Source organism: Lentzea albidocapillata subsp. violacea (assembly GCF_900100275.1).
GTDB lineage: Bacteria > Actinomycetota > Actinomycetes > Mycobacteriales > Pseudonocardiaceae > Lentzea > Lentzea violacea.
Genome location: NZ_FNET01000015.1, coordinates 12,436 through 36,909 on the forward strand (window position 1 = coordinate 12,436; position 24,474 = coordinate 36,909).

Sequence of the window (24,474 nt, forward strand, 5' to 3'; positions counted from 1 at the left end):
GATACGCGGCGCGGCTTTCACCCACCATTGTTCCCGCCTGGAACATTGACTTGATCAATAGCCCTGAGCAGCAGAAACACGGCATTCCCGACTCCTCCGCGCACTGTCTCGATTGGACGTCCCACCTGGTCTGGACCATACCGCCGATCACATCTCGACTGAACCGGAATTTCTCTTTTCTTCTTCACTTGGCAAAACGGATTCACAGGAGTATTCAAGGCAGCCGCCACCTCTTCGACTACCACGGGCGGACACGTCAGGGGAATTGCCGGCCGAACCCGGCGATCACCGACCTCGTCGGATAATTCGTATTACAGCCTTGTTCCATCGCATCTCCACCCCCTACCGTCCGGAACTTCGGAGTCCTCGACGCAAGGGAGCGTTCCCATGACACCGAACCGCCGACAGCTGCTGCTCGGGACCGCGGGCGCGGCCTTGCTGGCAACGAGCGCGGGCGCAGTGCCCCAGGCCGCCGCCGCACCAGCGGGGTTCCCGGACTACCGATACCGCAGGCTCGCCCTGATCAAGAGCAAGCTCCGCTACAACCCCACCGGCGAACTGATCTTCCCCACGATCCGCGGCACGAAGAACCGGATCCCCGGCGCGCTCGCCGCGTACTACCTCTACTACGCACCGCACGACGCCCCCGGCGGCATCTGCCTGGCGTACGCGAACACGCTGGACGAGGAGTTCACCGAGTACGCCGGCAACCCGATCATCACCCGGAACTGGCCCGGCGAGTACACGGTGTCGCACGTGTCGTCGCCGCACGCGATGTGGAACGACGACGCCAAGCGCATGTACCTGTACTTCCACGGCGAGAACACCGTGACCCGGCTCGCCAGCTCCGCCGACGGCATCCACTTCTCCTACGAGAAGGAGGTCCTGTCCACGCGCCTGTTGCCCGCAGGGACCACGGAGACCTCCTACGCCAGGGTGTTCCGGCACAACCTGCCGTCGCGCAACGCCCGGTACGTGATGGTGTTCATGCTGAACAACACGACGAACCGGCGGGACATCGGCTGGGGCTGGTCAGCGAACGCCCGTGACTGGACCTTCGCGCAGACCCCGCTCGTCCGGCACCAGGACGTGGGCGCGGTCAACGTCGGCGGGCCGCATCTGTTGTTCCGCAACAACAGCGTCTACGTCGTGTACAACACCGACCGCGGCAGCGGTGGCAACATCCTGATCACCGAGGTGGGCCTCGACTTCAGCAAGCGCAACCACCTCGGTGTCTTCCACGACTCGCTGTCCGGAGCGCCGGACAACGGCAGGGCGGCCGCGCCCTCCTTCGGTACGTACCAGGGCCGGGAGTACATGATCTACGAGGCCGGGGACCGGCTGGCGGGCAACATCGCCATCGCGCGAGCGGTCTAGGCCCAGAGTGTCGCGCAGTGGTCGGCGAACGCTTGCGCGCGACGGGTGAGCGGTCCGCCGGCCGCCCAGCCGAGCACCACCGGCGTGGTGGGCACCTTGTCGCGCAACGCCACCGTGATCACCTCCAGTCCTTCGTAGGACGTGGAAAGCGCGGGTTGCTGGACGGTGATCGAGTAGCCGATGCCGCGTGCCACCAGGGACCGCGCGAGTTCGAAGCTGCGCGCCCGATGCGTCACGACCATCTCGGCCCCGGCCGCCGTGAACACCGAACGGAAGTAGCGCTCGCTCGGCGGGACGTCGAGCAGCACGAACGGATCGTCCGCGAGTTCGCGCAGAGCCACCGAACGCCGCCGGCGCAGCCGATGTCCGGCGGGCAGCAGCACCCTGGGCGGCTGGTCGTACAACGTCCGGGTGGCGATGCCGGGCACCAGGTCCTGGTCGTAGAGGAACGCGATCTCGCACCGCCCGGTGATCAGGTCCTCACCGATCTCCGGCAGGCTGCCCTCCACGAACCGCACCGACACGTCCGGGTGCGCGCGCTCGAACGTCGCGATCGCCGCGGGCAGGTGGAACGGCGCGATCGGCGCGTAGCAGCCGACCGTCAGCACGCCGCCGACCTGCCGGCTCAGGCCGCGCGCCTCGGCACCGAGGTCGCTCATCGCCCCGACCACACGACGTGCGTCCGCGAGCACCCGCACACCCGCCGCCGTCAGCGCCGCTCCCCTGCGCGGCGAACGCACGACCAGCCTCAGGTCCAGCACCCGTTCCAGTTCGCTCAGCGCCAGCGAGATCGCGCCCTGCGACACGTGACACCGTGCGGCCGCCGCGGTCAGCGAGCCCGTCTCGGCCACCGCGACCAGGTATTCGAGCTGCCGCAAAGTCACGTTGGGCAGATTCATGAGCTGAGCTTATAACTGACCCGAGAAACGTGAACTGGCCAAAAGAGTGGGGCACGGGCATCGTCCGGACAGTGACCCGACCGCACACCCACCCGTTCATCCCGTTCACCCCGCCCCGGCTGCCGATCGAGGAAGGACTCGACCGCGGCAGGGCCTTCTACCGACTGCTCGACGCGCGCCGGTCCGTGCGCTGGTTCTCCCCCGATCCCGTGCCCGCCGAGGCGATCGAACTCGCGGTCCTGGCCGCGAACACCGCCCCGAGCGGTGCGCACCAGCAGCCGTGGCGGTTCGTCGCCACCGGCAACCCGGATCTCAAGCGCCGCATCCGGGCGGCGGCCGAGGAAGAGGAACGCCGCTTCTACCACGAGCGCGAGCTACCGGAATGGCATGCGGCGCTGGCACATCTGGAGACCGACGCGAACAAGGAGTTCCTGGAGATCGCGCCGTGGCTGGTGGTCGCGTTCGCCCAGAAGCAGCAGGACGGCAAGAAGACCTACTACACCAACGAAAGCGTCGGTATCGCGTGCGGGTTCTTCATCGCGGCACTGCACTCGATGGGCCTGGCGACGCTGACCCACACGCCGAACCCGATGACGTTCCTGACCGACCTCCTCGGACGTGCAGGCGAGCGGCCGTACATCCTCTTCCCGATCGGCTACCCGGCCGACGACTGCGAGGTGCCGGACCTGCGCCGCAAACCGCTGGGCGAGGCGCTCACGTTCCAGCCCGATCTCTGACATCCAGGTACACCGCGCGGACCTCCAGCGTCCGCTCGACCTTCTCGATCACGGGCGCGAAGAACTGGCGCCGGTGCTCGGCGTCGCTCATCGAGGTCACCGAGAAGTACATGCTGCCGAACGCGGCGAACAGCGTGGCGTTGCGCAACATCGCCGACGGCACACCCGGCCACGACATCTCCGGCCGCTGCCCGATCCACAGCTCGGCGATCGCGGGCGTCACCACGATCAGGCCCAGCACCACGAAGAACGCGAACAGCGCGAGCCCGATCACCGCCGCCTGCACCAGCTGCCGGATCGCGAGCATCACCAGCAGGTTGCGCGACTGACGGCCGCTCAACCGCTTCGGCGGCAAGGGTTCGGTGATGTCCACTGCGGACAGTGGCGTGCCCTTGCAGGCCAGCTTCAGCACCTCGGGCCGCAGGTCCTGCTCGACGCGGCCGATCTCGTCGCGCAGCCGGGCGGCGGCCGCGAGCACGGTGATCGAGGCGAACAGCAGCACGACCAGACTGACCCTGGGCCACAGCAGCTGGTCCATCGCCTGCCACAGCTCGCCGGTGAAGAACAGGAACAGCGTCACGAACAGCATCGGCGGCAACGCCCGGCCGATCAGGTGGACGCTGTTGCCCAGGTCGGCGATCACGTGCCGGATGGCGGCCTTGAGCAGTGCGCCCAACCCGTAGGTGGTGGCCAGCATCGTCGCCACGAAGGCCACGCCGAAGAAGACGACGAACCACAACGCGGTGACCCACCACTCCGTCTCGGGGTCGTCGGCTCCAGGTGTGGTGACCTTGTCGTTGATGGCGAGCTGCAGCAACGGCACGATGACCGGCATCGCCGCGTACGCCACCAGCACCACCACGGTCGTGCGCGGGGAGAAGCTCGGCAACCGCCGGACGAACAGCGACAGCAGGATCCACGCGGACACCATCACCGCGACGATCACGCCGAGCAGGACCCACTTCGACAGGCCGGTGGACCTGAGCAGCACCAGCCACGCGAGGCTGCCGACCGCCACGAACGTCAGCGCCGGCAACATCCTCGGCAGCACGTGCGACCGGAACCCGTAGCCCTCGATCATCGTCGGCGCGCCCTGCTGGACGAACCACTGCTCGGTCCGCCGCACGACCGTCTCCGGAGCCACGGCAAGGATCATGCCTCACCGTTCGAACAAGCGCGCCATGATGGAGTAGTAGTGGGTCGGCGTGATGCGGGCGAGGGCGTCGAACACGTAGGCGTCCGGCCCGACCAGCACGCGCGACTTGCCGCGTTCGACACCGCGGTGGATGACCTCGGCGGCCTTGTCCGGGGTGGTCAGCGCGATCTTGTCGAAGTCCGCCGCGATCTGGTCGAGCGACCGGCCCTGCTCGTCGAGCTCGGTGTGGATGCGCCCGTTGCGGATGATGTTCGTCTTGATGCCGCCGGGGTGCACGGCCACGGCCGAGACGCCGGTGCCGCGCAGTTCCTGGCGCAGCGAGTCGGTGAAACCGCGGACGGCGAACTTCGCGGCGCAGTAGGCACTCTGGTTCGGCATCCCGCACAGGCCGAACACGCTGGAGGTGTTCACGATGACGCCGTAGTTCTGCTTGAGCAGCAACGGCAGGAACGCCCGCGTGCCGTGCACGACGCCCCAGTAGTTGATGTCGAACAGCCAGGAGTCGTCCTCCGCCACGGAGTTCAGCACGCTCGTGGACGTGGCGACGCCCGCGTTGTTGAACACCGCCGCGAGCGGCAGGTCCAGCCAGTCCCGCACCTCCTTGGCGAACCGCTGCACGTCGTCGGCGTCCCGCACGTCCAGGATCCGGCTGAGCACCGGGCCCTTCAGCGACGCGGCGGTCTCCTCCAGCCCGATCTCGTCGACGTCGGCGATGACCACTGGCGAGCCGTGGTGGGAGAGCCGCCGCGCGAGGCTGCGGCCGATTCCCGAGGCCGCCCCGGTGATCACCGCTGGTCGCCCTGAGATCCTGCGGACCATGTCTGCTCCTGTCGTCGGGGACGGCGGAGCTCCACGTTAGCGGCGCAGCTCGGGGAACTGGTCGTCGCGCCACTCCCCTGTCTCGTCGACGCCCTTCTCCTCCCGCTCGCGCAGATCGACGCGCCGGATCTTGCCGGACACGGTCTTGGGCAGCTCGTAGAACTCCAACCGCCGAATCCGCTGGAACGGAGCCAAGTTCTCGCGGGCGTGCCTCAGAATCTGCAGCGCTGTCTCACGGTTGGGCTCCCAGCCCGCGCTCAGCGCCACATAAGCCTTGGGCACGGCGAGCCTGACCGGATCCGGCGCGGGGACGACGGCCGCCTCGGTGACCGCCGGGTGCTCGATCAGCACGCTCTCCAGTTCGAACGGCGAGATCTTGTAGTCCGACGCCTTGAACACGTCGTCCGTGCGCCCGATGTAGCAGAGATAGCCGTCCTCGTCCCGGCTCGCGATGTCGCCCGTGTGGTAGTAACCGCCGGCCATCGCCTCGGCGTTGCGCTCGTCGTCGCCGTGGTAGCCGGCCATCAGCGACATCGGCCGCCGGCTGAGGTCGATGCAGATCTCGCCTTCGTCAGCCTGCTCGCCGGTGATCGGGTCGACCAGCACGACCGGAACGCCCTGCAGCGGCCGTCCCATCGAACCGAGTTTCACGGGCGCGCCAGGCACGTTGCCGACCGACAGCGTCGTCTCGGTCTGGCCGAAGCCGTCGCGGATCGTGAGGCCCCAACGCTGCTGGACCTGCTCGACCACCTCGGGGTTCAGAGGCTCCCCGGCGGCGACGACCTCGCGCAGCGCGCCGGGACCGCCGCTGAGGTCGGCCTTGATCAGCATCCGCCACACGGTCGGGGGCGCGCAGAACGTGGTGACGCCCTTCGCACGGATCTGGCCGAGCAGCGCGGCCGCGTCGAACCGGGCGTAGTTGTAGACGAAGATCGTCGCTTCGGCGATCCACGGTGCGAAGAAGCAGCTCCAGGCGTGCTTGGCCCAGCCGGGCGAGCTGATGTTCAGGTGCACGTCGCCGGGCCGGACGCCGATCCAGTGCATGGTCGTGAGGTGCCCGACCGGGTAGGAGGCCTGGGTGTGCTCGACGAGCTTGGGACGGCTGGTCGTGCCGGAGGTGAAGTACAGCAGCAGCCGGTCGTCCGTCTTGGTCTCCGGGTGTGGCAACGGGTCGTCCGGCGCCTCGGCGGTCTCGGCGTAGTCCACCGGCCCCGTGCCACCGACCGTGATCACGACCGGACCTTCCTCGAACTTGGATGCGTCCTCGGCACGTGCGATGACGTGCCGTACCGAACCCCGGTGCAGCCGGTCGGCGAGGTCGGCAGGCCCGAGTGCGGTGGTGGTCGGCATGACCACGGCGCCGAGCTTCATCACCGCGAGCATCGACTCCCACAGCTCGGCCTGGTTGCCCAGCATGATCATTACGCTGTCGCCCCGGCCGACGCCGTGCGACGCGAGCCAGTGCGCGACGCTGTTCGACCGGCGGCGCAGCTCGTCGAACGAGTACGCGCGCCCGGAGCCGTCCTCCTCGACGATGTGCAACGCCGTGGCGGTGTTGCCCTCCGCGATGACGTCGAACCAGTCGTGCGCCCAGTTGAAGCTGCCGTCGAAGCTCGGCCAGGTGAACGCGCCTGGGTCCGCGAGCATCAGGTCGCGGGCCGCGCGGTAGATGTCGTGACTGGACATGTCGCAGAGGGTGGGAGCACCGGAGCCGCAGGGATACCCCCGGATGGGGGTGCACCCCTTTTCGAGGGTGCTGCCGTCGGCAAGACTGCTGGACGTGCTGCCAGACCGTTTTCAGGTGTTGCTGCCGCAGCGCCTGGACATGCTCCGCCGGGCCACCGGGCTGCCCGTCGTGTTCGGTGGCGCGGTGACGCCTGGCCGCGACCTGTTGCTGAGCAGCTTCCAGGGCACGCACGGCACGTCGTTGCACGGACTGCGCGTCGGCACCGGCCGGGGCCTGGGCGGCACGGCGATCGCGATGGGCACCGCCGTCCGCGTCAACGACTACGCCTCGACCAGGGCGATCACCCACGAGTTCGACCAGATGGTGGTCGTGGACGAACGTCTGACCTCGGTGTTCGCCTACCCGGTGACAGTGCGCGGCACGGTGCACGGCGTCCTCTATGGAGCCGTGCGCGGGCAGGCGACAGTGGGTGACCGGGCGATCAGGATGGCCGGCGCCATCGCGCAGGGATTCGCACAGGACCTGGACATGCCTTCCCAGCAGAATCAGACACTGCACACGCAGGCCGCGCTCCGCGAGCTCGCCGAGGTCGCCAAGCTCGTCGGCGATCCCGTGCTGCGCGAACGACTCCGCAAGGTGCACCAGAACCTCGGCGGCGCGGTCCCCGTCAGCGTCCCCACCGGATTGACCCCACGGGAACTCGATACGCTTCGGCTGGCCGCGGTCGGTGCGTCCAACCGGGAGATCGCCGCCGAACTCGGGTTGAGCACCGAAACCGTCAAGGCCTACCTCCGGGGCGCGATGCGCAAGCTGGGGGTGCACAACAGAACCGCCGCCGTCCACGCGGCGAGGTCGACGGGAGCGCTCTAGATGTCGTTGCTGGAGAAGGCCGTGATCGGCACCGATCGCCTGCTCTACAAGCTGACCGGCGGCAAGTTCACCCTCGTGTCGATGTCGAAGCAGACAGGCCTGACGCTCATCACGGTCGGTGCCAAGTCCGGTGAGCGGCGCGAGAACCAGGTCCAGTACGTGGCCGACGGCGACTCGATGCTGGTCGTGGGTTCCAACTGGGGCAAGCCCCACCACCCCGCGTGGACCACGAACCTGCTGAAGAACCCGGACATCCAGGTGAACGTGCGCGGTGACGTCCGCGACGTGCGGGGCACGCTGCTCGAAGGGGCCGAGCGCGAGGCCGCCTGGACTCGCATGGTGGCGGCCTGGCCCGCGTTCCAGGACTACGTGGAGCGCTCAGGCGGCCGCGAGCTGCGGGTCTTCCGCCTCACTGCGCGCTGAGTCCCACGCCAGCCACACGCAGCCCACGACCATGAGCACACCGTGGGCGATCCGTGCCGCCGGCGGCGTGAAGAACTGCGGCAGGAACAACGCGAACCCGGCGGCGAACACGATCGCCGCCGTGGTGCGGAGTTCCAGCGCGACCATGACCGCCGCGACCCCCATGGTGACGAGGCCGACCGCGAAAGTCGTGACGGCGAACGGGTTGTAGCGCACGGACTCGGCGAGTTCGAGGACGTTCGGCTGCTGTGCGACGGCGTGCAGGCCGAAGTTCTCGGCGCCGTAGTACGGCAGGGTGAGGCCCGCGCCGACCCAGAACGTGATCGCGGCCGTGCGGTGGATCTGCAGCAACGCGATCGGCACGAGGATGAAGCCGATCATGGCGAACAGGTGCGACAGCACCCACGCGGTCGATCCCATCGAGGCCGCGGCGCCCGCCGCCGTCGTCTCGTCGTGCCACGGTCTCAACGCGGGATACAGCAGAAAGAGCAGGCCTGCGGCCGAAAGCGTCCACTTCACGATTGCCCCCTGAGATCGTCGAGGTACATCCGGACGAGCTGCGCGTAGGTGTCGTCGAGACCTTCCGGCAGGCCGAACCCGCCGCTGGACTCGATCGACGCGAAGCCGTGCACGATCACCCGCAGCCGCCGCGTGGCGTGGATGGCGTCCGAGCCCTCCAGGCCGTAGCTCCGCAGCGTGGCGAGGACGAGTTCCATGAACTTCAGGCCGGCCGCCCGCTGCAGTTCGTCGTGCAGCGGGTCCATCGGCGCGGCCGCGTAGCGCTTCGGGTGCTCCTGGACGTACGCGCGGTACGCGTGCATGAGCGCGCTGACAGCGTCGTCGCCCGACCGGCCCACAACGGTTTCGGTGAGCCGGGCGGTCATGTCCTGCATGACCCTCAGGCCGACCTGGCCCCGGAGGTCGCCGAGGCTCGCGACGTGCTTGTACAGCGAGGGTGTGGCGACACCGGTCCGTGCGGCGACGGCGGCGAGCGTCAGTGCCTCGACGCCCTGCTCGTCGACCAGTTCCAGTGCGGCGTCCACGACCTTGGCGGTGGTGAGACCTGCTCGAACAGCCATAGCCCAAAAGCTAACTTCATTAGCCTACGACGTCAAGCAGGGAGATTTCGTGAAGATCTTGCGGTTCCCCGGCGGTGGCGGCCGCTGCGCCGATATGAATGGCGAGTCACTCGCATCGGCAAGGAGAAACCATTGCGTTTAGCCAAGATCCTGGGGGCGGTCGCCGCGAGCCTGCTGTTCGCGTCGACCGTCACGGCTGCACCGGCGACAGCCGGGCCGACGTTGCGGACCACGATCGACCCGAGCTCCGTGAAGGAGTCGATCGACTACCTGGTGCAGACCTACCGCGTCACCGAACGCGAAGCGCTGAGGAGACTCGAGCTCCAGAACGACGCGGCGAAGCTCGAAGCGACGCTGCGGAAAGAGGCCGCCGGTGAGTACGGCGGCATGTGGCTCGACCAGCAGACCGGCGAGCTCGTCGTCGCGATGACGAAGCCCGCCGCCGCCCAGCGGCAGATCGCCGCCATGCCCGACCGTGCCAACGTCGAGGTCCGCACGGTCAAGCACTCCCTGGCCTCGCTGAAGTCGGCGCACGACCGGATCAGCAGGCAGGTCGGCGCGGGCGCCGAGTCGGTGTACCTGCCGGCCATCAGCACGACCGAGAACCGCGTCGTCGTGTGGGAACGCGCGTGGCTGCGGGAGAACAAGGTCGGGGCGGCCGCGCAGGCGGAGATCCGCACCTTCGACGCCGACCCCGGCATGGTCTCGGCCCGCGTTCTGCGCGAGCCCACCCCGTACTCGGCCGACCCGGTCGACTGGGGCTTCTGCCACCCGCTCTACTGCACGAACTACGGCCCCATGCGCGGCGGCCTGCGCCTGGACATGAGGCGTGACAACGGCACCACCGGCGGCTGCACGAGCGGCTTCAACCTGCGCACGACCGGCGGCGCGTTCCCCGGTGTGCCGTGGGTGCTGACCGCGGGCCACTGCATGTCCACCAAGACGAACGACGTGCCGACGCAGCACAACCGCCAGGTGGTCCTGAACCAGCACGGCATCGAGAAGAACTTCTATCCGTACGACTACGCCGCCGTGCGCTATGTCGACGCGGCCACCGCCACCACGTGGCTGGAAGGCCAGACCAACCGCAACACGGTGCTCAAGTACTGCCGCAACGGTGGCCTGGACAGCAACGGCGACACTCCGTGCGGTCCGCAGGTGACGTCGCAGAACCAGGAGATCACCTCGGTCACCCCGCTGTCCGGGATCCTGACCGGTGCGATCGTCTGCGCCAGCGGGTCCGGGTCGAGCGCGGTGAACTACCCGGACTCCTTCGACAGCGGCGCCGGTGAGGGCTACCTCGTCGGCACGCGCTGCGGCCGGGTCCTCTCGACCGACGTCGGCATCAACACCGACGTGTGCGCGCGCAACGGTGACAGCGGCGGCCCGCTGTTCAGCCAGGTCACCAAGGCGGGGCTGGGCATCCTCAACGGCAGCCAGCAGGCCCGCAGCGGCGCCTGCCAGCTGGGCGAGCTGAACAACTACGCCCCACTCTCGACGATCCTCGAGGACCTCAGCGCCCGCCAGGCGAGCGGCGGGTCGGTCTTCAACGTCATCACCACCCCGCAGGGCTGATCCCTGTCGCCTGGAAGACCGGTTTTTCGGTCTTCCAGGCGACAGCGCCGCTGGCAGAGCGCTTGATCACTTGAGAGCGCTCTCATCTGACAAATTCGTGAAAACCTTTACACGTTGACCATGGGTCACGGCGCGACAACACTTCCGAACCACTGGGCGCACAACTCAACACCCGGAAAGGTCGGTTCGATGCAGCGACGCATCGGGACGGCCCTCGCCGCCGCCTTGTTGGTGGCCGCAGGGATCACCGTCGCCACCACCAGCCAAGCTCCCCCTGCCAACGCGGCGGTGACCTGGGCCGACGAGTTCAACGCTCCCGCCGGCACCGGTGTCGACGGCGGCAAGTGGAACATGGAAGTGGGCAACAACAACGGCAACAACAGGGAACACCAGTGGTACCAGGCGGGTACCTCGAACGCGGCGCACGACGGCCAGGGCAACCTCGTCATCACCGCGAAGAAGGAGAACCCCGGCAACTACAACTGCTGGTACGGCCGGTGTCAGTACACGTCCGCGCGCATCAACACCGCGAACAAGTTCACCCAGACCTACGGCAGGTTCGAAGCGCGCATGAAGATGCCGCGCGGCAAGGGAATCTGGCCCGCGTTCTGGATGCTCGGCGCTGACATCAACACCGGTAACCCGTGGCCGGGTTCCGGTGAGATCGACATCATGGAGTTCCTGGGACACCAGACGAACACCGTGTACGGCACGATCCACGGCCCCGGTTACTCCGGCGCAGGTGGCAAGTCCCACGCCTACAACGGCCCGAACTTCTCCGACGGCTTCCACAACTTCGCGGTGGACTGGAAGCCCGGCGAGATCACGTGGTCGGTGGACGGCAACGTCTACGCCCGCAACACCCCCACTGATGTCAACGGCAACCCGTGGGTGTTCGACAAGCCGTTCTTCATCATCATCAACCTCGCGGTCGGTGGTGAGTGGCCGGGCTACCCGGACGCCAGCACGACGTTCCCGCAGCAACTCGTGATCGACTGGGTCCGCGCCTCCAACGACAGCACCCCCATCGGTGGTGGCTCGGAGATCCGCGGCATCGGCGGCAAGTGCCTCGACGTGCCCTGGGCGAACACCGCCAACGGCACGCCCATCCAGATCGTCGGTTGCAACGGCAACGCCGCCCAGAAGTGGAGCCGTCCCGGTGACGGCACCATCCGCGCGCTGGGCAAGTGCCTCGACGTCAGCGGTGGCGGTACCGCGAACGGCACGGTGGTCCAGCTATGGGACTGCAACGGCACGGGTGCCCAGCAATGGGCTGTCAGCGGGGCACGGGACATCGTGAACCCGCAGGCCAACAAGTGCCTGGACACCATCGGCGGCTCCTCGGCCGACGGTACAAGAACCCACATCTGGGACTGCCTCGGCGTCGCCAGCCAGAAGTGGCAGGTCTGAGGTCTCTCCCCGTCCGGTTGCGCATGGCCTGACAGGGAGATTCGAGAGCGCTGGACGTGAACCCCCGCGGCGGATGGGTCCACGTCCAGCGCTTTTCTACGCCAGAAGCCTTGCCACCGCCCAGTCCTGCACCGCGACGCCGACCGACTTGAACACCGTCCGGCCTTCGCGCAGTGGCGGATTCCCCAGCGCCGCACCGAGTTCGACGAGGGACTCCAGCCTGAGCACGCCGCTCCGCACCGCGCGGATGATCTCGCCGGCCTCGCTCAGCGCCGCCTCGACCTGGTCCACCACCACGACGCCGGCGGTCGCCAGCAGTTCCTCGGGCAGCTCGCGCATCACCGGCCGATACGACCCGATGGCGTTGACGTGCACGCGTTCCTTGAGCGAGTCACACCGGAACAGCGGCACGGTCGACGCCGTCGCGCAGCACACTACGTCCGCGTCCCGCACGGCTTCGTCCGCATCGTTCGCCACGTCCATGACCGTGTCCGGCAGCTCGTCCTTCAGGCTCTCCAGCAACGCCTCGGCCTTCTTGGCGTTCCGGTTGAACACGACGAGCTTCTTCAACGGCCGCACCGCGTGCACGGCCCTGACCTGGTCCACGGCCTGCGCCCCGGCCCCCAGCAACGCCAGGTGCGACGCGTCCTCGTCCGCCAGCAGATCCGTTGCCACACCGACGACAGCGCCCGTGCGCAGGGTCGTGAGCGACACCGCGTCCGTGACGAACTGGCCGTCCGAGTGCGAGTACACGACCGTGCCGGTGATCATCGGATCCCGTTCGACCTCGATGCTGATCACCTTGACCGCCGTCGACCCCGTGGGCCGGTGGTGCACGGCCATGACGAGCGACCGGCTGGCGCCGAACGCCTGCCGCGGCGGCAGGTCGAACTCCTCCGCGGCCAGCCCGACGAACGCTTCTCGCACGGCCTTGATCGCTGCGGGCATCGTCATGGTTCGGATGGTAACGACCTGCCGGTCAGCGCTCCCGCGTGACGCCCGCCAGGAACGCGGTCCACGCGGCGGCGCCCACCTCGACGTGGGCGGCGGGCGCCTTGCTGTCCCGGATGCCGATGCCGATGGCGACCTCAACGCAGGCACTTGCGTTCGCACTACGGGTGCTCTTGCGCCACTCAGCCATCGGAGTCTCCTCATGTCAGCAACTTCTTGATCAGCCCCTTCGATTGTTCCGCATCCAAGGCGACGAGTTCGAGCCCCTCGACGATCCGCCCGTAGGCCTCGACGGCGTCCGGTGCCTCGATGATCAGACTGGAGTTCTCGCTCTCCAGGAAGACAGCGTCCTCGTACTTGTCGAACGTCAGCATGTCGAACGACCCGGCCATGCCCGCGTGCGCACCGGCACCGAGCGGCACAACCCGGAACACGACGCCCGGCCGCGCGGCCAGCCTGTCCAGGTGGCGCAACTGTTCCTGCATCACCTCAGGCCCACCGACCTGGTTCAGCAGCACCGACTCGGGAACGAAGAAGACCGCCTTCAGTCCGCGCAACGCCTCCTGGCGCAGCACCCGCGCCTCGACCCGCGCCTCGATCTCGTCTCCGGGCACGTTCGCGCAGGCGGTGATCACGGCACGCGTGTAGTCCGGAAGCTGCAGGGTGCCGTGCAGCAGCATCGTCTGCCAGCTGAACAAGTTCTTCGCCAGGCGCTCGTGCTCGACCAACGTGCGCGGACTGATCGGCGCGCAGGCGCCGTGCTCCTGCCACCACCCCTTCACGCCCGTGCCGGTGAACAGCGAGAGCAGGTGATCCCGCTCGTGCGCCGGCGTCCGGCACACGCCCAGCAGCAGCGCCAGTTCCAGTTCGGTGGCACCTCCTTTGCCGTTGATCAGGTCGGAAAGCTTGGCTTCCTGCCAGCCGACGAGTTCGGCGACCTGACGCGACGTCATTCCCGTGGCGGCGATGGCCGCACGGAGGCCGTCCCCGAACTCACGGCCTCTCACAGTGGAGAATCTTTTCGGCATGACGAGACCGTAACCCCATTCCTGGGGCCTCCAGAACATTCGGAGCCAACACAACCCAAAAGGGCGTTAGCTTGGAGCTCATCCAAGCTGCAGAATAATCCTGTGAGATTTCGATGGACGCCCCACGAAGGGCGGCGACATGCCATCTCCGAGGAGCCGGCCAGGGGGCGGCTCGTGGAGACACTATGCGGCAGTCCCTTTGTGCCACAAGAGCTCGACCTGTGGACGAACAAGAACGTGTGGCCGACGTGCTGGGACTGCGACGGCATCTGGCGCGAGAGTGAGGGGATCCTGCCATGGCCGCGGAAATCCTGACGGAAGACCTATTGCGCGTATCTCTTCAGCGCCTCTCGCGTGAGGTGGTGAAGACTTATCCACAGTTCGGTGAGTTGCTCGCACAGAACATGTTGCGCACGTGCGGCCTGATTCCCGACCTGGAACGCGCCGAGCACTATCGCGAACTCGGCACGTTGCTCACCGACCTCGGCCGCCTTTACCTGGCCGAGGCCGACATGCTCTCCACGGTGGACGGGTCACCACCTGGCTGAGCGGCCACGTCGTCAACGCGAGGTGTCGTCATCCTCGGGAGGAGGCAGTTCAGCGCCCGATCCCCGCTTGCCGGGGGTCTCGGCGGCGTCGTCGCCGGCCAGGCGTTTCTTCAGCCCGTCGATCCAGCCCTCAACGATGATCTTCGTACCTTCGAAGCCGTCCGTCATGTAGGTCGAGACCGCGTCGCTGACCGGCGCACCGCTGTCGCCGAGTTCTTTCACCGCTTTGATGAACTCCGACGCGAGCTGTTCGATGCCCTTGACAGCGAACTCGGTGGCGCCGGCCTTGGCTTCGTCGTTCGCCTTGAACCTGTCGATGTAGTCCTCGACGTTGCCCTTCTGGTCCGCGACGGAGTCCTTGAAGTCCTGGCCTTGGCGCTCGACCTGGTCGTACATGTCCTGGGACCGCTGCTTGAAGTCCTCGCTCTGCCGGTCGCCTTGGCTGTTCTCGGCTTGGGCCTGCTGCTCGGTCTCCGACTCCTGCTGCTCGGATTCCTTCTGCTCGGCCTCCTGCTGCTCGGTCTCCTGCTGCTCGGTCTCCTGCTGCTGGGCGTCTTGTTCCTGCGTCGCCTGTTCCTGCTCCCGCTGCGCGTCCTCTTCCTGGCGCGCCTCGGACTCCTCTGCCGTCTGTTCCTGACGCGCCTCGGAATCCTCTGCGGTTTCTTCCTGACGGACCTCGGACTCTTCCGCCGTCTGCTCCTGACGGGCCTCCGAGTCCTCCGCGGTCTCTTCCTGACGGGCCTCGGTGTCCTCCGCGGTTTCCTGACGGACCTCGGACTCTTCCGCCGTCTGCTCCTGACGCGCCTCGGAATCCTCTGCGGTTTCTTCCTGACGGACCTCGGACTCTTCCGCCGTCTGCTCCTGACGGGCCTCCGAGTCCTCCGCGGTCTCTTCCTGACGGGCCTCGGTGTCCTCCGCGGTTTCCTGACGGACGTCGGACTCTTCCGCCGTCTGTTCCTGACGCGCCTCCGAGTCCTCCGCCGTCTCCGCCTGACGCGTCTCCGAGTCGTCCGCGGTCTCCGCCTGACGCGCCTCAGACTCTTCCGCCGCCTGTTCCTGACGCGCCTCCGAATCCCCTGGGGTTTCCTCCTGACGCGCCTCCGACTCTTCCGCCGTCTGTTCCTGACGCGCCTCCGAGTCCTCCGCCGTCTCCTCCTGACGTGCCTCGGAATCCCCAGCGACTTCCTCTTGCCGAGCCCCCGACTCCTCCGCCGTCTCATCGACCTCAGCCGGCGAGGTAGCAGCGGAGTCCTCGTCCTCCTGCACGCCGTCATCACCCTGCTCGGCCGAAGCGGGCGCGGCCTCGGCACTCTCGACGTTCTCCACCTCGTCGTCCCCGGCTTCCTGCACCCCGTCGCCCTCGTCGCCCTCGCCGGACTCCGCCGAGCCGGTTTCCGAACCCGCCGCCGGCTCCTCGTCCTCCTGGACCCCGTCCGCGTTCGACTCCTCCGCAGACCCCTGCGGCGTCTCGGAGGTCTCGGACGTCTCCGGGGTCTCGGGCGGTGCGGGCGTCTCGCTGGTCTCGCTCACGGTGCGCCCTTCGAGTTGTCCGTGCTCTTGATCGTCAGCACTGCTGGGGCCCATCCGGTGCGGAGGCGGAGGAAGGCGGAGGCCTGCCGGAAGCGCTGCAGCGGGTCGGGCGCGGCGCTCAGCCTCTCCACCGCGACGTCGATCGCCGCCGGGGTGGCTGTTCCGCGTGCGGTGACCTTGCCGCCGCGGCTGCCTTCCGGGCGTGCCTTCAGGTCGGCGAGTTGCTCGGCGCGTGTGCGGCCGCTTACGACGAGGCCCCTGGCCGCCCAGGCGGCGGTGTCGGGGTGCGGTGCCTCATCGGGCACGACAGCGGGCACGACGGCGGGCTTCAGGGCGCGCTGCACGTCGTACCAGCGGTAGGGGCCGGACTGCCAGCGGAACTCGCTGCCGTCGCAACCGTGTGGCGAACCGGAGAGCGTGCGGCGTGCGCTCTCCATGAGATGCGTGATGAGCTCTTCGGCCGAGTTGTGGGTGGTGACGATCGCGTAGCGGGAGTCGACCGCGGCCTGCACGCGGTGTGCGAGAGCGCAGTCGAGCGTTCGCGGGTCGAGTGCGCGCAGGGACGCGAGCCACGCCGGATCCGGGTCCGGGGCGGGGCGGCCGGTCAGATGAGCCACCGTCAGCAGTTCGATCCACAGGACCAGGCGTGCGTCCTCGTCGGCCCGGTAGACCGCGTCGCCGAGCTCGGCCAGCGTGCACGGCCGGGCGGAGCACAACTGTCCACACGCGACACTGCGCAGGCCGGCGAGGACCGGTTCCTTCGACACCGGTGACGCGTCCTCGGCACTTTCGTTCAACGGCACCAGCACCCGTAGTGGCCGGTCCATGCCGTCGGTGAACACGGCCGCCCGGCCCGGCGGCAGGGTGACTACGTGCCGGGACTGTGCCTCGCTGAGGTTCATCGTCGCGCCGACCGCTTCCCGGTCGTCGGCGGCGGGGAGGCGGTGCAGGATCTTGCACGCCGTGTTCTTCACGACGTCGGGCACGATCTTGCCGGGGATCTGCTCGGCGACGATGATGCCCTCGCCGTACGCGCGGATCTCGGCGAGCAGTGAGGTGAACAGCTCCACCGCGTGCTCGGTCTGGCTGCCCGGTTCGGCGCGTTTGAGCAGCCGGTGCGCCTCCTCCAGCACCAGCACGTGCTTCAGGCCGCGCGCACCGGGCTGGTGGTTCACCCGCAGGTGCTCGAACAACCGGATCAGCACCGCGCCGATGAAGAACGCCTTGTCCACATCGGACCCGATGTCCTCGATCTCCAGCACCACGTTGCCGCGCAGCAACGCGGCGATGTCGAGCGGGTGGCCGCCTTCGAAGAAGCGGCCGGGCGTGCCGAGGCGCAACGACCCGATGCGCACGTCGACGAAGCCGCGGATGTTGTCCGCGACCTCCCGGCCGTACCCGATCTTGTTCACGACCTCGACGGCCGCGGTCTGCAGATCCCCGAGCCCTGGGTACTTCACCGGTCCCACCCGGCCGCGCGGCACACCTGTCACCGGGTCCCAGCCGTAGCCGGTGTAGCAGCGCGTCAACGCCTGCGCGAGCACCTGGGGAAACGGCTCGTCGGCGTCGAACGCGGCCAGGAACAGCGCGCGGGTGAGGTCGAGGTGGGTCTGCAACGGGAATCCGGCGACCGGTTCCAGGGGGTTCAGCCCCGCCGGGTAGGCGTGGGGGTCGCCGGGACGGATCACGGTCACCGTGCCGCGGTCGCCCAGCCTGCCCGCCATCGCGGCGTACTCGGCCTTCGCGGGTTCGATCACGAGCCAGGGCACGCCCGCGTCGTTCAGCCCCTCCAGGAGGGTCCGGACGGTCTGGGACTTGCCGGAACCGGTCGCGCCGGCGACGAAGGTGTGCCGGTTGATCGTGTCCAGCGCCACCCGGTACTCCCCTACCGGCTGGTCGGCGTCGTCGAGCACCAGTCCCAGCGGCACGTCCCCGGCGACCTCCGGGGTGACGTCGAACAGCGGCGGTTCGACCACGCGGATGCCCGGCAGTTCGCGGCGCGGCGGCCGGGCGAGGGCCGCGACCAGCTCGGCGGTGGCGGAGAACGGCGAGCTCAGTTCGCCGGTCTTGCCCCGGTCGCGCCAGACGCCGGCGAAGTCGCCGCAGTCCTGTCCCGGGGTCAGGACGTACGGCAGGACGTCCAGATCGCTGGCGCCGCACAGCAACGCGGCCGCGGTGCGCGTGCTCACGTCGTCGGGGCCGCCGACCAGCACGTGCACCGCCCACATGCCGACGGCCTGAGCACGGGACAGCTCCCGATAGCGCGCCTCGGCCCGCAGCAGCGCGACCCGGTCGGGCTCCGAGTTCTCCCGCTGCCGCAGGCGGGGCATCGTCGTCTCCAGGCCGAGCAGCTCGCGTTCGACGGTCTCCGCCGGCAGCGGTTCCGCCACGACGAGCCAGACGAACTCCCCCGGCAGGTGCGTGACGTAGTCGTCGAAGCCGCCCCTGCCCGGCGCGGCGGAACCGGCCTGGGGTGTCCACAGCGGATCCGGCCCGCCGGCGCAGCGCGTCCACGAGCTCAGGCCCGCCCACCGCTCACCGAGCTCCGCGACCGGCACGACCTCGCCGAGGCTGCCCGGCGGGTAGAGCAACGGCACGCCGGTGTCCGAGTCGGAACGGACCACCGGCGAGTACGGCCGTCCGCCGACGAGGATCCGCAGTCCGCGTCCCTCCCGCGGCCGTTCCCAGGCCACCGCGAACGCCGCGTCGGTGCGGCCGCGCAGGCCCGCGTGCGCCGCGGTCAGGGCGGCGAACAGCTGCGCGGGTGCGCGACCGCCCGACTCGTCCGGGCGGTCCGCCATCGTGGCCATGTCGTCGCCGCGGGGGACGACGGTCATGCGGTGGAAGACGAAGCCGTCGAGCACCTGCTCAGGAGACCCGTGCATCGAGGGCCACCCGGTCGAGGAGCACGATCCCGGGATTGCAGTCGCCGAGGACGACCCTGCGCCCGGTGGGGCCGGTCTCCACCATGACGAACGCCGTGGGCGCGAGACCCTGCAGCGTCGTCGGCTCCACCGTGAACTCGTAGACGCGGGCGTCGGTCCGTCCGACGGTCTCCGACCTGGCCTCCGACCTGCTGCGCGTGTCCGACCAGTTCGACTCCCTGGTCTCGGCCCGGCCGCTGGTCGTCGACCACGAGCTGCCCGACGACGAGTTGCCACCGTTGGGAGACCAGGAACTGCTGGAGCTGCCACCCGTGCTGGAGCCCCTGCTGTGGGTGACGCTGTCCGAACCGCCGTCGGTGTTCGAGGTGCCCTCGGTGAGGGTCTTGCCGATCTGTTCGGTCAGCTGCGACATCACGAACTTGTGCCCGCGGCCGATGAACTCCGCGGCGGCCGCGGCCTCCTCGCCGTTGCCCAGCTGCATGAGGAGGGTGGCGGTGCCGCCGGCGCCGAGGAGCTTGCGCAGGTCGTCCCGCAGGTGCTGGATCAGGAAGATCAGCCGCACGCCGGACCGCCGGGCCTGCCTGGCCATCGCCTCGAGCGCTTCCAGGCCGATCTGGTCGGCGCCCGCGACGACCAGCGTCTCGCGCCCCGTCACCTGCCGCGAGTGCAGTTCCTGCAGGGCCCGGTGGAACACGACGTGGTCGAGGAACCGCCGGTGCCTGCCGGTCCGGGCCTTGGTCGCGATCATCGCCAGGCCGCGCACCGGCCACACCGCGCCGAAGCCGGTGGAATTTGCCGGGTCCGCGTCCTGTTCGGCACGCGCCAGCGAGCGCAGTTCCCCTTCCAGGGACTGGAGTTCGTTGCGCACCTGGTCGGTGTTGCCGACGGTGTCGACGTACGAGTTGAGCTTGCGCAGCTCCTCCGCCGCGAGCGTCTCGTCCGAGCCGGCGTCGTAGACGCGGCGCAGCACCTGCAGGCCGGCGACCAGCTTGGTGAACGTGATCGGCTCGGACAGTCGCTCGGCGACCGCCGTCAGCAGGTCGATGTGCAGGCCGCGCAGGTCCGCCGCCATCGCCGAGCGGTTGAGGTTGTGCATCGACTCGGCCAGCACCTCGGCCAGTTCCGCGGGATCGAGTCCGGTCAGCAGGCCGAGCCGGGTGAGGTCGCGGGGCGCCTCGTGGGCGTGGACCTCGTAACCCTGGCGCGCGGCGGCGTGCGTGAGGTTCTCGCCGACGAACATGTCGGTGAAGTCCAGCAGCAGCATCGACGACCCGGACGCGAGCTGGGCGGCGCCGATCGTGGTGAGCAGGCTCGCCCACCCGTCCTCGGTGCCGCCGAAGACGTCGATCCGGCTCGGCCTCGACGTGAGGCGCAGCGGGTGCCACAGCATCGCCGTGAGGAACCGTTCGGCTTCCCGGCGGTTGTGCTCGTCGATACGGGCGCGCCACGCCGCGTAGGCGTCGTTGTAGCTCTGGACGGCGCCGTTGTACTGGGAGTCGTAGCGCCGCTTCATCACGCTGAAGCGGCGCCTGGTGCGGAAGAACGTGAAGAACGCGAGCACCACGCCCGCGAACAGCACGATCGACGTGGCCCACTGCACCAGCGCGGGCATGGCCGCCTCGGTCGGCTTGAGCACCGAGCCCGTCAGCGCCACCGCGAAGAACGTCACGACGAGCCAGCCGATCAACGCGAGCCAGGCCTTCTTGCTGCGTTTCTGCTGGAGCAGGTAGTCGTGCGGGGCGTACACCTGTTCGGCCACCGGTTCGTGGGCAGCCTCCGGGCTGATCGCGGGCAGCGCGGGAGCGGTGAACTCCCAGCCCCACCGCTCCTGGCCGCTGAACAGCCGCTGCCACATCTCGTTGGTCCCGGCCACGACGACGTCCTGCCCCTGCACAAGCCCTCCCCAGTACGCTCTGAAGATCGAGCATCGCCGATTGTGCCGGACGGCCTAGCGCGCTGTGACACAATCGCGAACTGTGTCGGTCAATTCATCGGGGGAACCGCCGCGAGGACCCAACCCACCCGCGTACCTGCAGATGGAGCAGGCGCCTCCGCAGCAGTACACGGGGCCCGGACGCAACGGCTGGGCGGTCGCCTGCTTCGTCTGCGGCCTGGTCGGCATCCTGGGCTTCCCGATCATGCTGTGCTGGATCTTCGGCTTCATCGCGCTGGTCCAGATCACGCGGACCGGCCAGACGGGCCGACTGCTGGTGCGCCTCGGGTTCTCGGCGTCCGGCATCTGGATCCTGATCATCATCGCCAAGGCCGCACAGCTGACCCCGACACTCTGACCTGGGTCGAACGCCGCGACGGCAGGGTGATCAGGGTGCGAGGCGCAGACCGTTAGGCGGTTCTTCACCGGGCCGGTCTAGGTTCCGGGGCGTGACGAGACGTGCACTTGCCGTGATCATCGCCGCCGCCCTCCTTGCGCCCCTTTCCCCCGCGCGCGCCGACTCCCCCGGACGCGTCGAGACCGAGCGGATCGAAAGACCCGTCGCTCCTGGCGTCACGCTCAGCTCGTTCGACTGGTACCGGCCCGACGGCTGGGTTCGCGGGGACGCGCTGGCCGTCGACCTCACGAAGGCGCAGGTCGGGTACGTCGATCCCGGCACCGTCGCCCAGGCGGTTCCCCTCTCGCAGCAAACCGAACGCGCGGTCGCGGCGATCAACGGCGACTTCTTCGACATCAACAACAGCAACGCGCCGGAAGGCGTCGGCATCCAGGACGGCCGCCTGAGGAAGTCCGGCGAGGGCCGGGCGATCGGCATCGACGCGGCCGGCGTCGGGAGCGTCATGGAGACGTTCTTCGAGGGCACACTCAACGGCACGCACGAGCTGACGCAGCTCAACAGCGCGCGGATCGACCTTGACGGCATCGGTGTCTTCAACTCGCTGTGGGGCACGTACAGCAGAGCGCGCGCTACGCAAGGTGCGGCCAACACGGCCGAGGTGATCGTCAAGGACGACGTCGTGCAATCGGTCGGCAGCCCGAGCGACCGGCCCGTCGAGGGGTACGCGCTGGTCGGCCGTGACAAGGGCGCGGACGTCCTCAAGGCTCTGAAGCCGGGCGACAGAGCGGAGGTCAGCTACCAGAGCCGCACCAGCGACGGCAGCAAGCCGAAGACCGCCATCGGCGGGCGGCAGCTGCTGGTCGAGAACGGCCGCAACGTCGCCCCGGCGGCCCCGCTGCACCCGCGCACCGCGGTCGGGTTCTCGCGGGACGGCAAGAAGATGTACATGCTCACCGTCGACGGACGGCAGAGCGCCTACCTGCAGGGCCTGGACCTGGACGACCTGGCCGACGCGATGATCGGGCTCGGCGCGCACAACGCGCTCAACCTCGACGGCGGCGGTTCGTCGACCATGCTCGCCCGCGAGCCCGGCACCACCGAACTGAAGGTCGTCAACACGCCCTCGGACGGCGGCGAGCGCCCGGTCCCGAACGGCCTCGCGCTCTACGCCCCCGCCGGCACCGGCAAGCTGGTCGGCTTCGACGTCCAGACCGCGAGCACCCGCGTCTTCCCCGGCATGACCCGCCGGCTGACGGTGCGCGGCCACGACGAGACGTTCGGACCGGCGAGCGACGCGCACCTCTCGCGCGCGACGGGCGGCTGGGCCATCGGCGACACCTTCCACGCCGCGCCGCGCTCGGGGCCTGCGAGCTTCACCGCCTTCAAGGGCCTCACGACCAGGACCACGGGGCTCACCGTGCTGGGCAGGCTCACGAGGATCGCCCCGGCCGAGACCCGGATCAGCCTGACCGAGCACGAGCGCAAGCCGTTGCGGATCAACGGTTTCGACGCCAGGGGTTTCAGCGCGCCGATCGAACGCGCCGACCTCGACCTCAGCTACGACCGGAGGATCATCGAGGTCACCCCGGACCTCCAGATCAGGGCGTTGCGCACCGGCGCCACCACGATCAGGGCACACGCCCAGGGCAAGGAGACGCACGCGGCGGTCACCGTCGGGGTGACGGACCAGCCGGTCGCCACGTTCGATGATGCTCCACAGTGGACGTTCGGCTCCGCCCGTGCGACCGGGAAGGTGGAACCGGCACCGGACGGCCACACCGGCGCGGGCCTGAGGCTCAGCTACGACTTCACCCAGTCGACCGGCACGCGCACCGCCTACGCCGTTCCGCCGCAGCCGATCCGGGTCGACGGGCAACCGCTGTCGCTCGCCGCCCAGGTCCACGGCAGCGGCCAGGGCGAGTGGACGGCGTTCACCGTCAGGGACGCGACGGGTCAGTCGCGGTCGCTCTACGGGCCCCACGTCACCTGGCACGGCTGGCAGCGGATCGAGGTCGCGGTGCCGCCGGAGCTGAAGTTCCCGGTCCAGGTCACCAGGTTCACCGCGATCGAGACCAGGGCCGACCGGTCCTACCGGGGTGAGGTGGTCGTGGACGACATCGTCGCGAGAGTGCCACCGGCGGTGACCCTGCCGCCCGTCCCGGACCTGCGCGAGGACGTGATCGGCCCGGCGCGGGGCTGGACGTTCGCGGTCATGTCCGACGCCCAGTTCGTGGCCCGCGCCCCGGACAGCGACCTGGTCAGGTCGGCCCGCCGCACCCTGCGGGAGATCAGGGCGTCCGGTGCCGAGTTCGTCGTGGTCAACGGCGACCTCGTGGACGAGGCGGCACCGGAGGACCTGTCGCTCGCCCGCCGGGTGCTGACCGAGGAGCTCGGCGACTTCCCCTGGTACTACGTGCCGGGCAACCACGAGATCATGGGTCCGGGCACGATCGACAACTTCCGCCGCGAGTTCGGCGCCGCCAGCCGCACGTTCGACCACCGGGGCACGAGGTTCGTGCTGCTCGACTCGTCGACCGGCACGATCAGGGGCGGCGGCTTCGAGCAGATGGAGATGCTCCGCAACGCGTTGCGCACCGCCGAAGGCCAGGCCGTCGTGCTGATGCACCACCCGCCGCGCGATCCGACGCCCGCGCGCACGAGCCAGCTGGACGACCGCCTGGAAGCGTCCTACTTCGAGCGGCTGCTGTCCGAACGGGACAAACCCACGGCGTTCGTCGGCGGGCACGTCGGCGGGTTCTTCGCGTCCACTGTGGACGGCGTCCCGTACGTGATCAACGGCAACTCCGGCAAGGCACCCGCGGAGCCGGGCGGGTTCACCGGCTGGACGCTGGTCGGCGTCGGCGAGGACGGCCTCGGGGCCGAGATCCGGCCGCACGTGGACGCGCTCCAGATCCGGGTTCCGGCGACGCTGAGGCCCGGCGCGACGGAAACGGTTGCGGCGACGGTGAAACAGGGTGCCCGGTCGGTGGCGGTCCGTTATCCGATGGGCGCGGTGTGGGAAGGGTCACGTGGTCTGCACGTGGGCGCCGGAAGCGGAGTCCGGCCGTGGCACGTCGCCCGGCTCGAACCGGACACCGGGGTGCTCACCGGCATCAGGCCTGGTCAGGCGAAGATCTCGGTCACCGTCAACGGCGTGACGAGCAGCGCGGACGTGCGCGTCGAGGCCTCGGAGGCGCCGTGACCTGGTC

Annotated in this window: 22 protein-coding genes; 10 read left to right on the plus strand and 12 right to left on the minus strand. The window is 69.0% G+C overall.

Going from position 1 to position 24,474, the window contains the following annotated elements; all coding sequences use genetic code 11:
* Positions 1-387 precede the first annotated feature (387 nt).
* Entirely contained in the window at positions 388-1,377 is a 990-nt protein-coding gene (locus tag BLR21_RS44030; protein WP_090010627.1) for a glycoside hydrolase family protein, read from the plus strand.
* Here the strand turns inward: BLR21_RS44030 and BLR21_RS28565 are convergent.
* Entirely contained in the window at positions 1,374-2,276 is a 903-nt protein-coding gene (locus BLR21_RS28565) for a LysR family transcriptional regulator (protein ID WP_090010630.1), read from the minus strand. The genes BLR21_RS44030 and BLR21_RS28565 overlap by 4 nt on opposite strands.
* A 71-nt stretch (positions 2,277-2,347) precedes the next feature.
* Between BLR21_RS28565 and BLR21_RS28570 the strand changes: the two genes are divergently transcribed.
* A complete protein-coding gene (locus BLR21_RS28570; RefSeq protein ID WP_090010633.1) occupies positions 2,348-3,013 on the plus strand; it encodes a nitroreductase family protein in 666 nt (221 codons plus the stop codon).
* Here the strand turns inward: BLR21_RS28570 and BLR21_RS28575 are convergent.
* The 3 genes from BLR21_RS28575 to BLR21_RS28585 are packed head-to-tail and all read right to left on the minus strand — an operon-like array spanning position 2,991 to position 6,674.
* Complete coding sequence (locus BLR21_RS28575) at positions 2,991-4,157, minus strand: hypothetical protein (RefSeq protein ID WP_143027900.1); 1,167 nt, start codon at positions 4,155-4,157, stop codon at positions 2,991-2,993. The two genes, BLR21_RS28570 and BLR21_RS28575, sit on opposite strands and share 23 nt — an antisense overlap.
* 15 nt (positions 4,158-4,172) lie before the next feature.
* Positions 4,173-4,988 (minus strand): SDR family NAD(P)-dependent oxidoreductase, encoded by an 816-nt coding sequence (locus BLR21_RS28580; RefSeq protein WP_090010638.1) that lies wholly within the window; start codon positions 4,986-4,988, stop codon positions 4,173-4,175.
* 36 nt (positions 4,989-5,024) lie between these two features.
* On the minus strand, positions 5,025-6,674 hold the full coding sequence (locus tag BLR21_RS28585; RefSeq protein ID WP_090010641.1) for an AMP-binding protein: 1,650 nt from the start codon (positions 6,672-6,674) through the stop codon (positions 5,025-5,027).
* 94 nt (positions 6,675-6,768) lie between these two features.
* Between BLR21_RS28585 and BLR21_RS28590 the strand changes: the two genes are divergently transcribed.
* Together BLR21_RS28590 and BLR21_RS28595 are read left to right on the plus strand one after the other, a co-directional pair.
* Positions 6,769-7,545: a LuxR C-terminal-related transcriptional regulator gene (locus BLR21_RS28590; RefSeq protein ID WP_176929834.1), complete on the plus strand. Its 777-nt coding sequence runs from the start codon at positions 6,769-6,771 to the stop codon at positions 7,543-7,545.
* The gene (locus BLR21_RS28595; RefSeq protein WP_090010647.1) at positions 7,546-7,968 is read left to right on the plus strand and encodes a nitroreductase family deazaflavin-dependent oxidoreductase; all 423 of its coding nucleotides are present in this window, start codon (positions 7,546-7,548) and stop codon (positions 7,966-7,968) included. It begins immediately after the preceding gene.
* On the opposite strand, the gene BLR21_RS28600 is transcribed toward BLR21_RS28595, so the two are convergent.
* Positions 7,924-8,487 carry a hypothetical protein gene (locus tag BLR21_RS28600; protein ID WP_090010649.1) on the minus strand — a complete coding sequence of 188 codons (564 nt, stop codon included), beginning with the start codon at positions 8,485-8,487 and terminating at the stop codon, positions 7,924-7,926. The two genes, BLR21_RS28595 and BLR21_RS28600, sit on opposite strands and share 45 nt — an antisense overlap.
* A complete protein-coding gene (locus tag BLR21_RS28605; RefSeq protein ID WP_090010652.1) occupies positions 8,484-9,047 on the minus strand; it encodes a TetR/AcrR family transcriptional regulator in 564 nt (187 codons plus the stop codon). Before BLR21_RS28605 ends, BLR21_RS28600 begins: the two co-directional genes overlap by 4 nt.
* 132 nt (positions 9,048-9,179) lie before the next feature.
* Between BLR21_RS28605 and BLR21_RS28610 the strand changes: the two genes are divergently transcribed.
* Positions 9,180-10,622: a trypsin-like serine protease gene (locus tag BLR21_RS28610; RefSeq protein WP_256334990.1), complete on the plus strand. Its 1,443-nt coding sequence runs from the start codon at positions 9,180-9,182 to the stop codon at positions 10,620-10,622.
* Between the two features lie 189 nt (positions 10,623-10,811).
* On the plus strand, positions 10,812-12,032 hold the full coding sequence (locus BLR21_RS28615) for a glycoside hydrolase family 16 protein (protein WP_090010655.1): 1,221 nt from the start codon (positions 10,812-10,814) through the stop codon (positions 12,030-12,032).
* Between the two features lie 96 nt (positions 12,033-12,128).
* Here BLR21_RS28615 and BLR21_RS28620 read toward each other — a convergent pair whose 3' ends face one another.
* Genes BLR21_RS28620 through BLR21_RS28630 form a run of 3 tightly spaced genes read right to left on the minus strand, consistent with a single transcriptional unit; the run spans position 12,129 to position 14,011 of the window.
* Complete coding sequence (locus tag BLR21_RS28620) at positions 12,129-12,986, minus strand: ornithine cyclodeaminase family protein (protein WP_090010657.1); 858 nt, start codon at positions 12,984-12,986, stop codon at positions 12,129-12,131.
* Between the two features lie 25 nt (positions 12,987-13,011).
* Positions 13,012-13,173 carry a DUF397 domain-containing protein gene (locus BLR21_RS28625; protein ID WP_090010660.1) on the minus strand — a complete coding sequence of 54 codons (162 nt, stop codon included), beginning with the start codon at positions 13,171-13,173 and terminating at the stop codon, positions 13,012-13,014.
* A gap of 10 nt (positions 13,174-13,183) precedes the next feature.
* Complete coding sequence (locus tag BLR21_RS28630) at positions 13,184-14,011, minus strand: DUF5753 domain-containing protein (RefSeq protein WP_176929835.1); 828 nt, start codon at positions 14,009-14,011, stop codon at positions 13,184-13,186.
* A 102-nt stretch (positions 14,012-14,113) separates the two neighbouring features.
* On the opposite strand from BLR21_RS28630, the gene BLR21_RS28635 reads away from it, so the two are divergent.
* Positions 14,114-14,326: an HC3 family zinc finger protein gene (locus BLR21_RS28635; RefSeq protein ID WP_090010666.1), complete on the plus strand. Its 213-nt coding sequence runs from the start codon at positions 14,114-14,116 to the stop codon at positions 14,324-14,326.
* Entirely contained in the window at positions 14,308-14,559 is a 252-nt protein-coding gene (locus tag BLR21_RS28640; protein ID WP_143027901.1) for a hypothetical protein, read from the plus strand. Before BLR21_RS28635 ends, BLR21_RS28640 begins: the two co-directional genes overlap by 19 nt.
* Positions 14,560-14,571: 12 nt before the next feature.
* On the opposite strand, the gene BLR21_RS28645 is transcribed toward BLR21_RS28640, so the two are convergent.
* The 3 genes from BLR21_RS28645 to BLR21_RS28655 are packed head-to-tail and all read right to left on the minus strand — an operon-like array spanning position 14,572 to position 20,868.
* On the minus strand, positions 14,572-16,089 hold the full coding sequence (locus BLR21_RS28645; RefSeq protein ID WP_090010669.1) for a midas domain-containing protein: 1,518 nt from the start codon (positions 16,087-16,089) through the stop codon (positions 14,572-14,574).
* Positions 16,086-18,974, minus strand: a complete 2,889-nt coding sequence (locus tag BLR21_RS28650; protein WP_090010672.1) for an ATP-binding protein — start codon at positions 18,972-18,974, stop codon at positions 16,086-16,088. The genes BLR21_RS28645 and BLR21_RS28650 overlap by 4 nt, the downstream gene beginning before the upstream one ends.
* The gene (locus tag BLR21_RS28655; protein WP_090010675.1) at positions 18,958-20,868 is read right to left on the minus strand and encodes a hypothetical protein; all 1,911 of its coding nucleotides are present in this window, start codon (positions 20,866-20,868) and stop codon (positions 18,958-18,960) included. Before BLR21_RS28655 ends, BLR21_RS28650 begins: the two co-directional genes overlap by 17 nt.
* A 142-nt stretch (positions 20,869-21,010) precedes the next feature.
* On the opposite strand from BLR21_RS28655, the gene BLR21_RS28660 reads away from it, so the two are divergent.
* Both BLR21_RS28660 and BLR21_RS28665 read left to right on the plus strand, forming a co-directional pair.
* Positions 21,011-21,265: a DUF4190 domain-containing protein gene (locus tag BLR21_RS28660; RefSeq protein WP_036015544.1), complete on the plus strand. Its 255-nt coding sequence runs from the start codon at positions 21,011-21,013 to the stop codon at positions 21,263-21,265.
* 91 nt (positions 21,266-21,356) lie between these two features.
* A complete protein-coding gene (locus BLR21_RS28665; RefSeq protein WP_218130984.1) occupies positions 21,357-24,467 on the plus strand; it encodes a phosphodiester glycosidase family protein in 3,111 nt (1,036 codons plus the stop codon).
* The last annotated feature ends 7 nt before the right edge of the window (positions 24,468-24,474 follow it).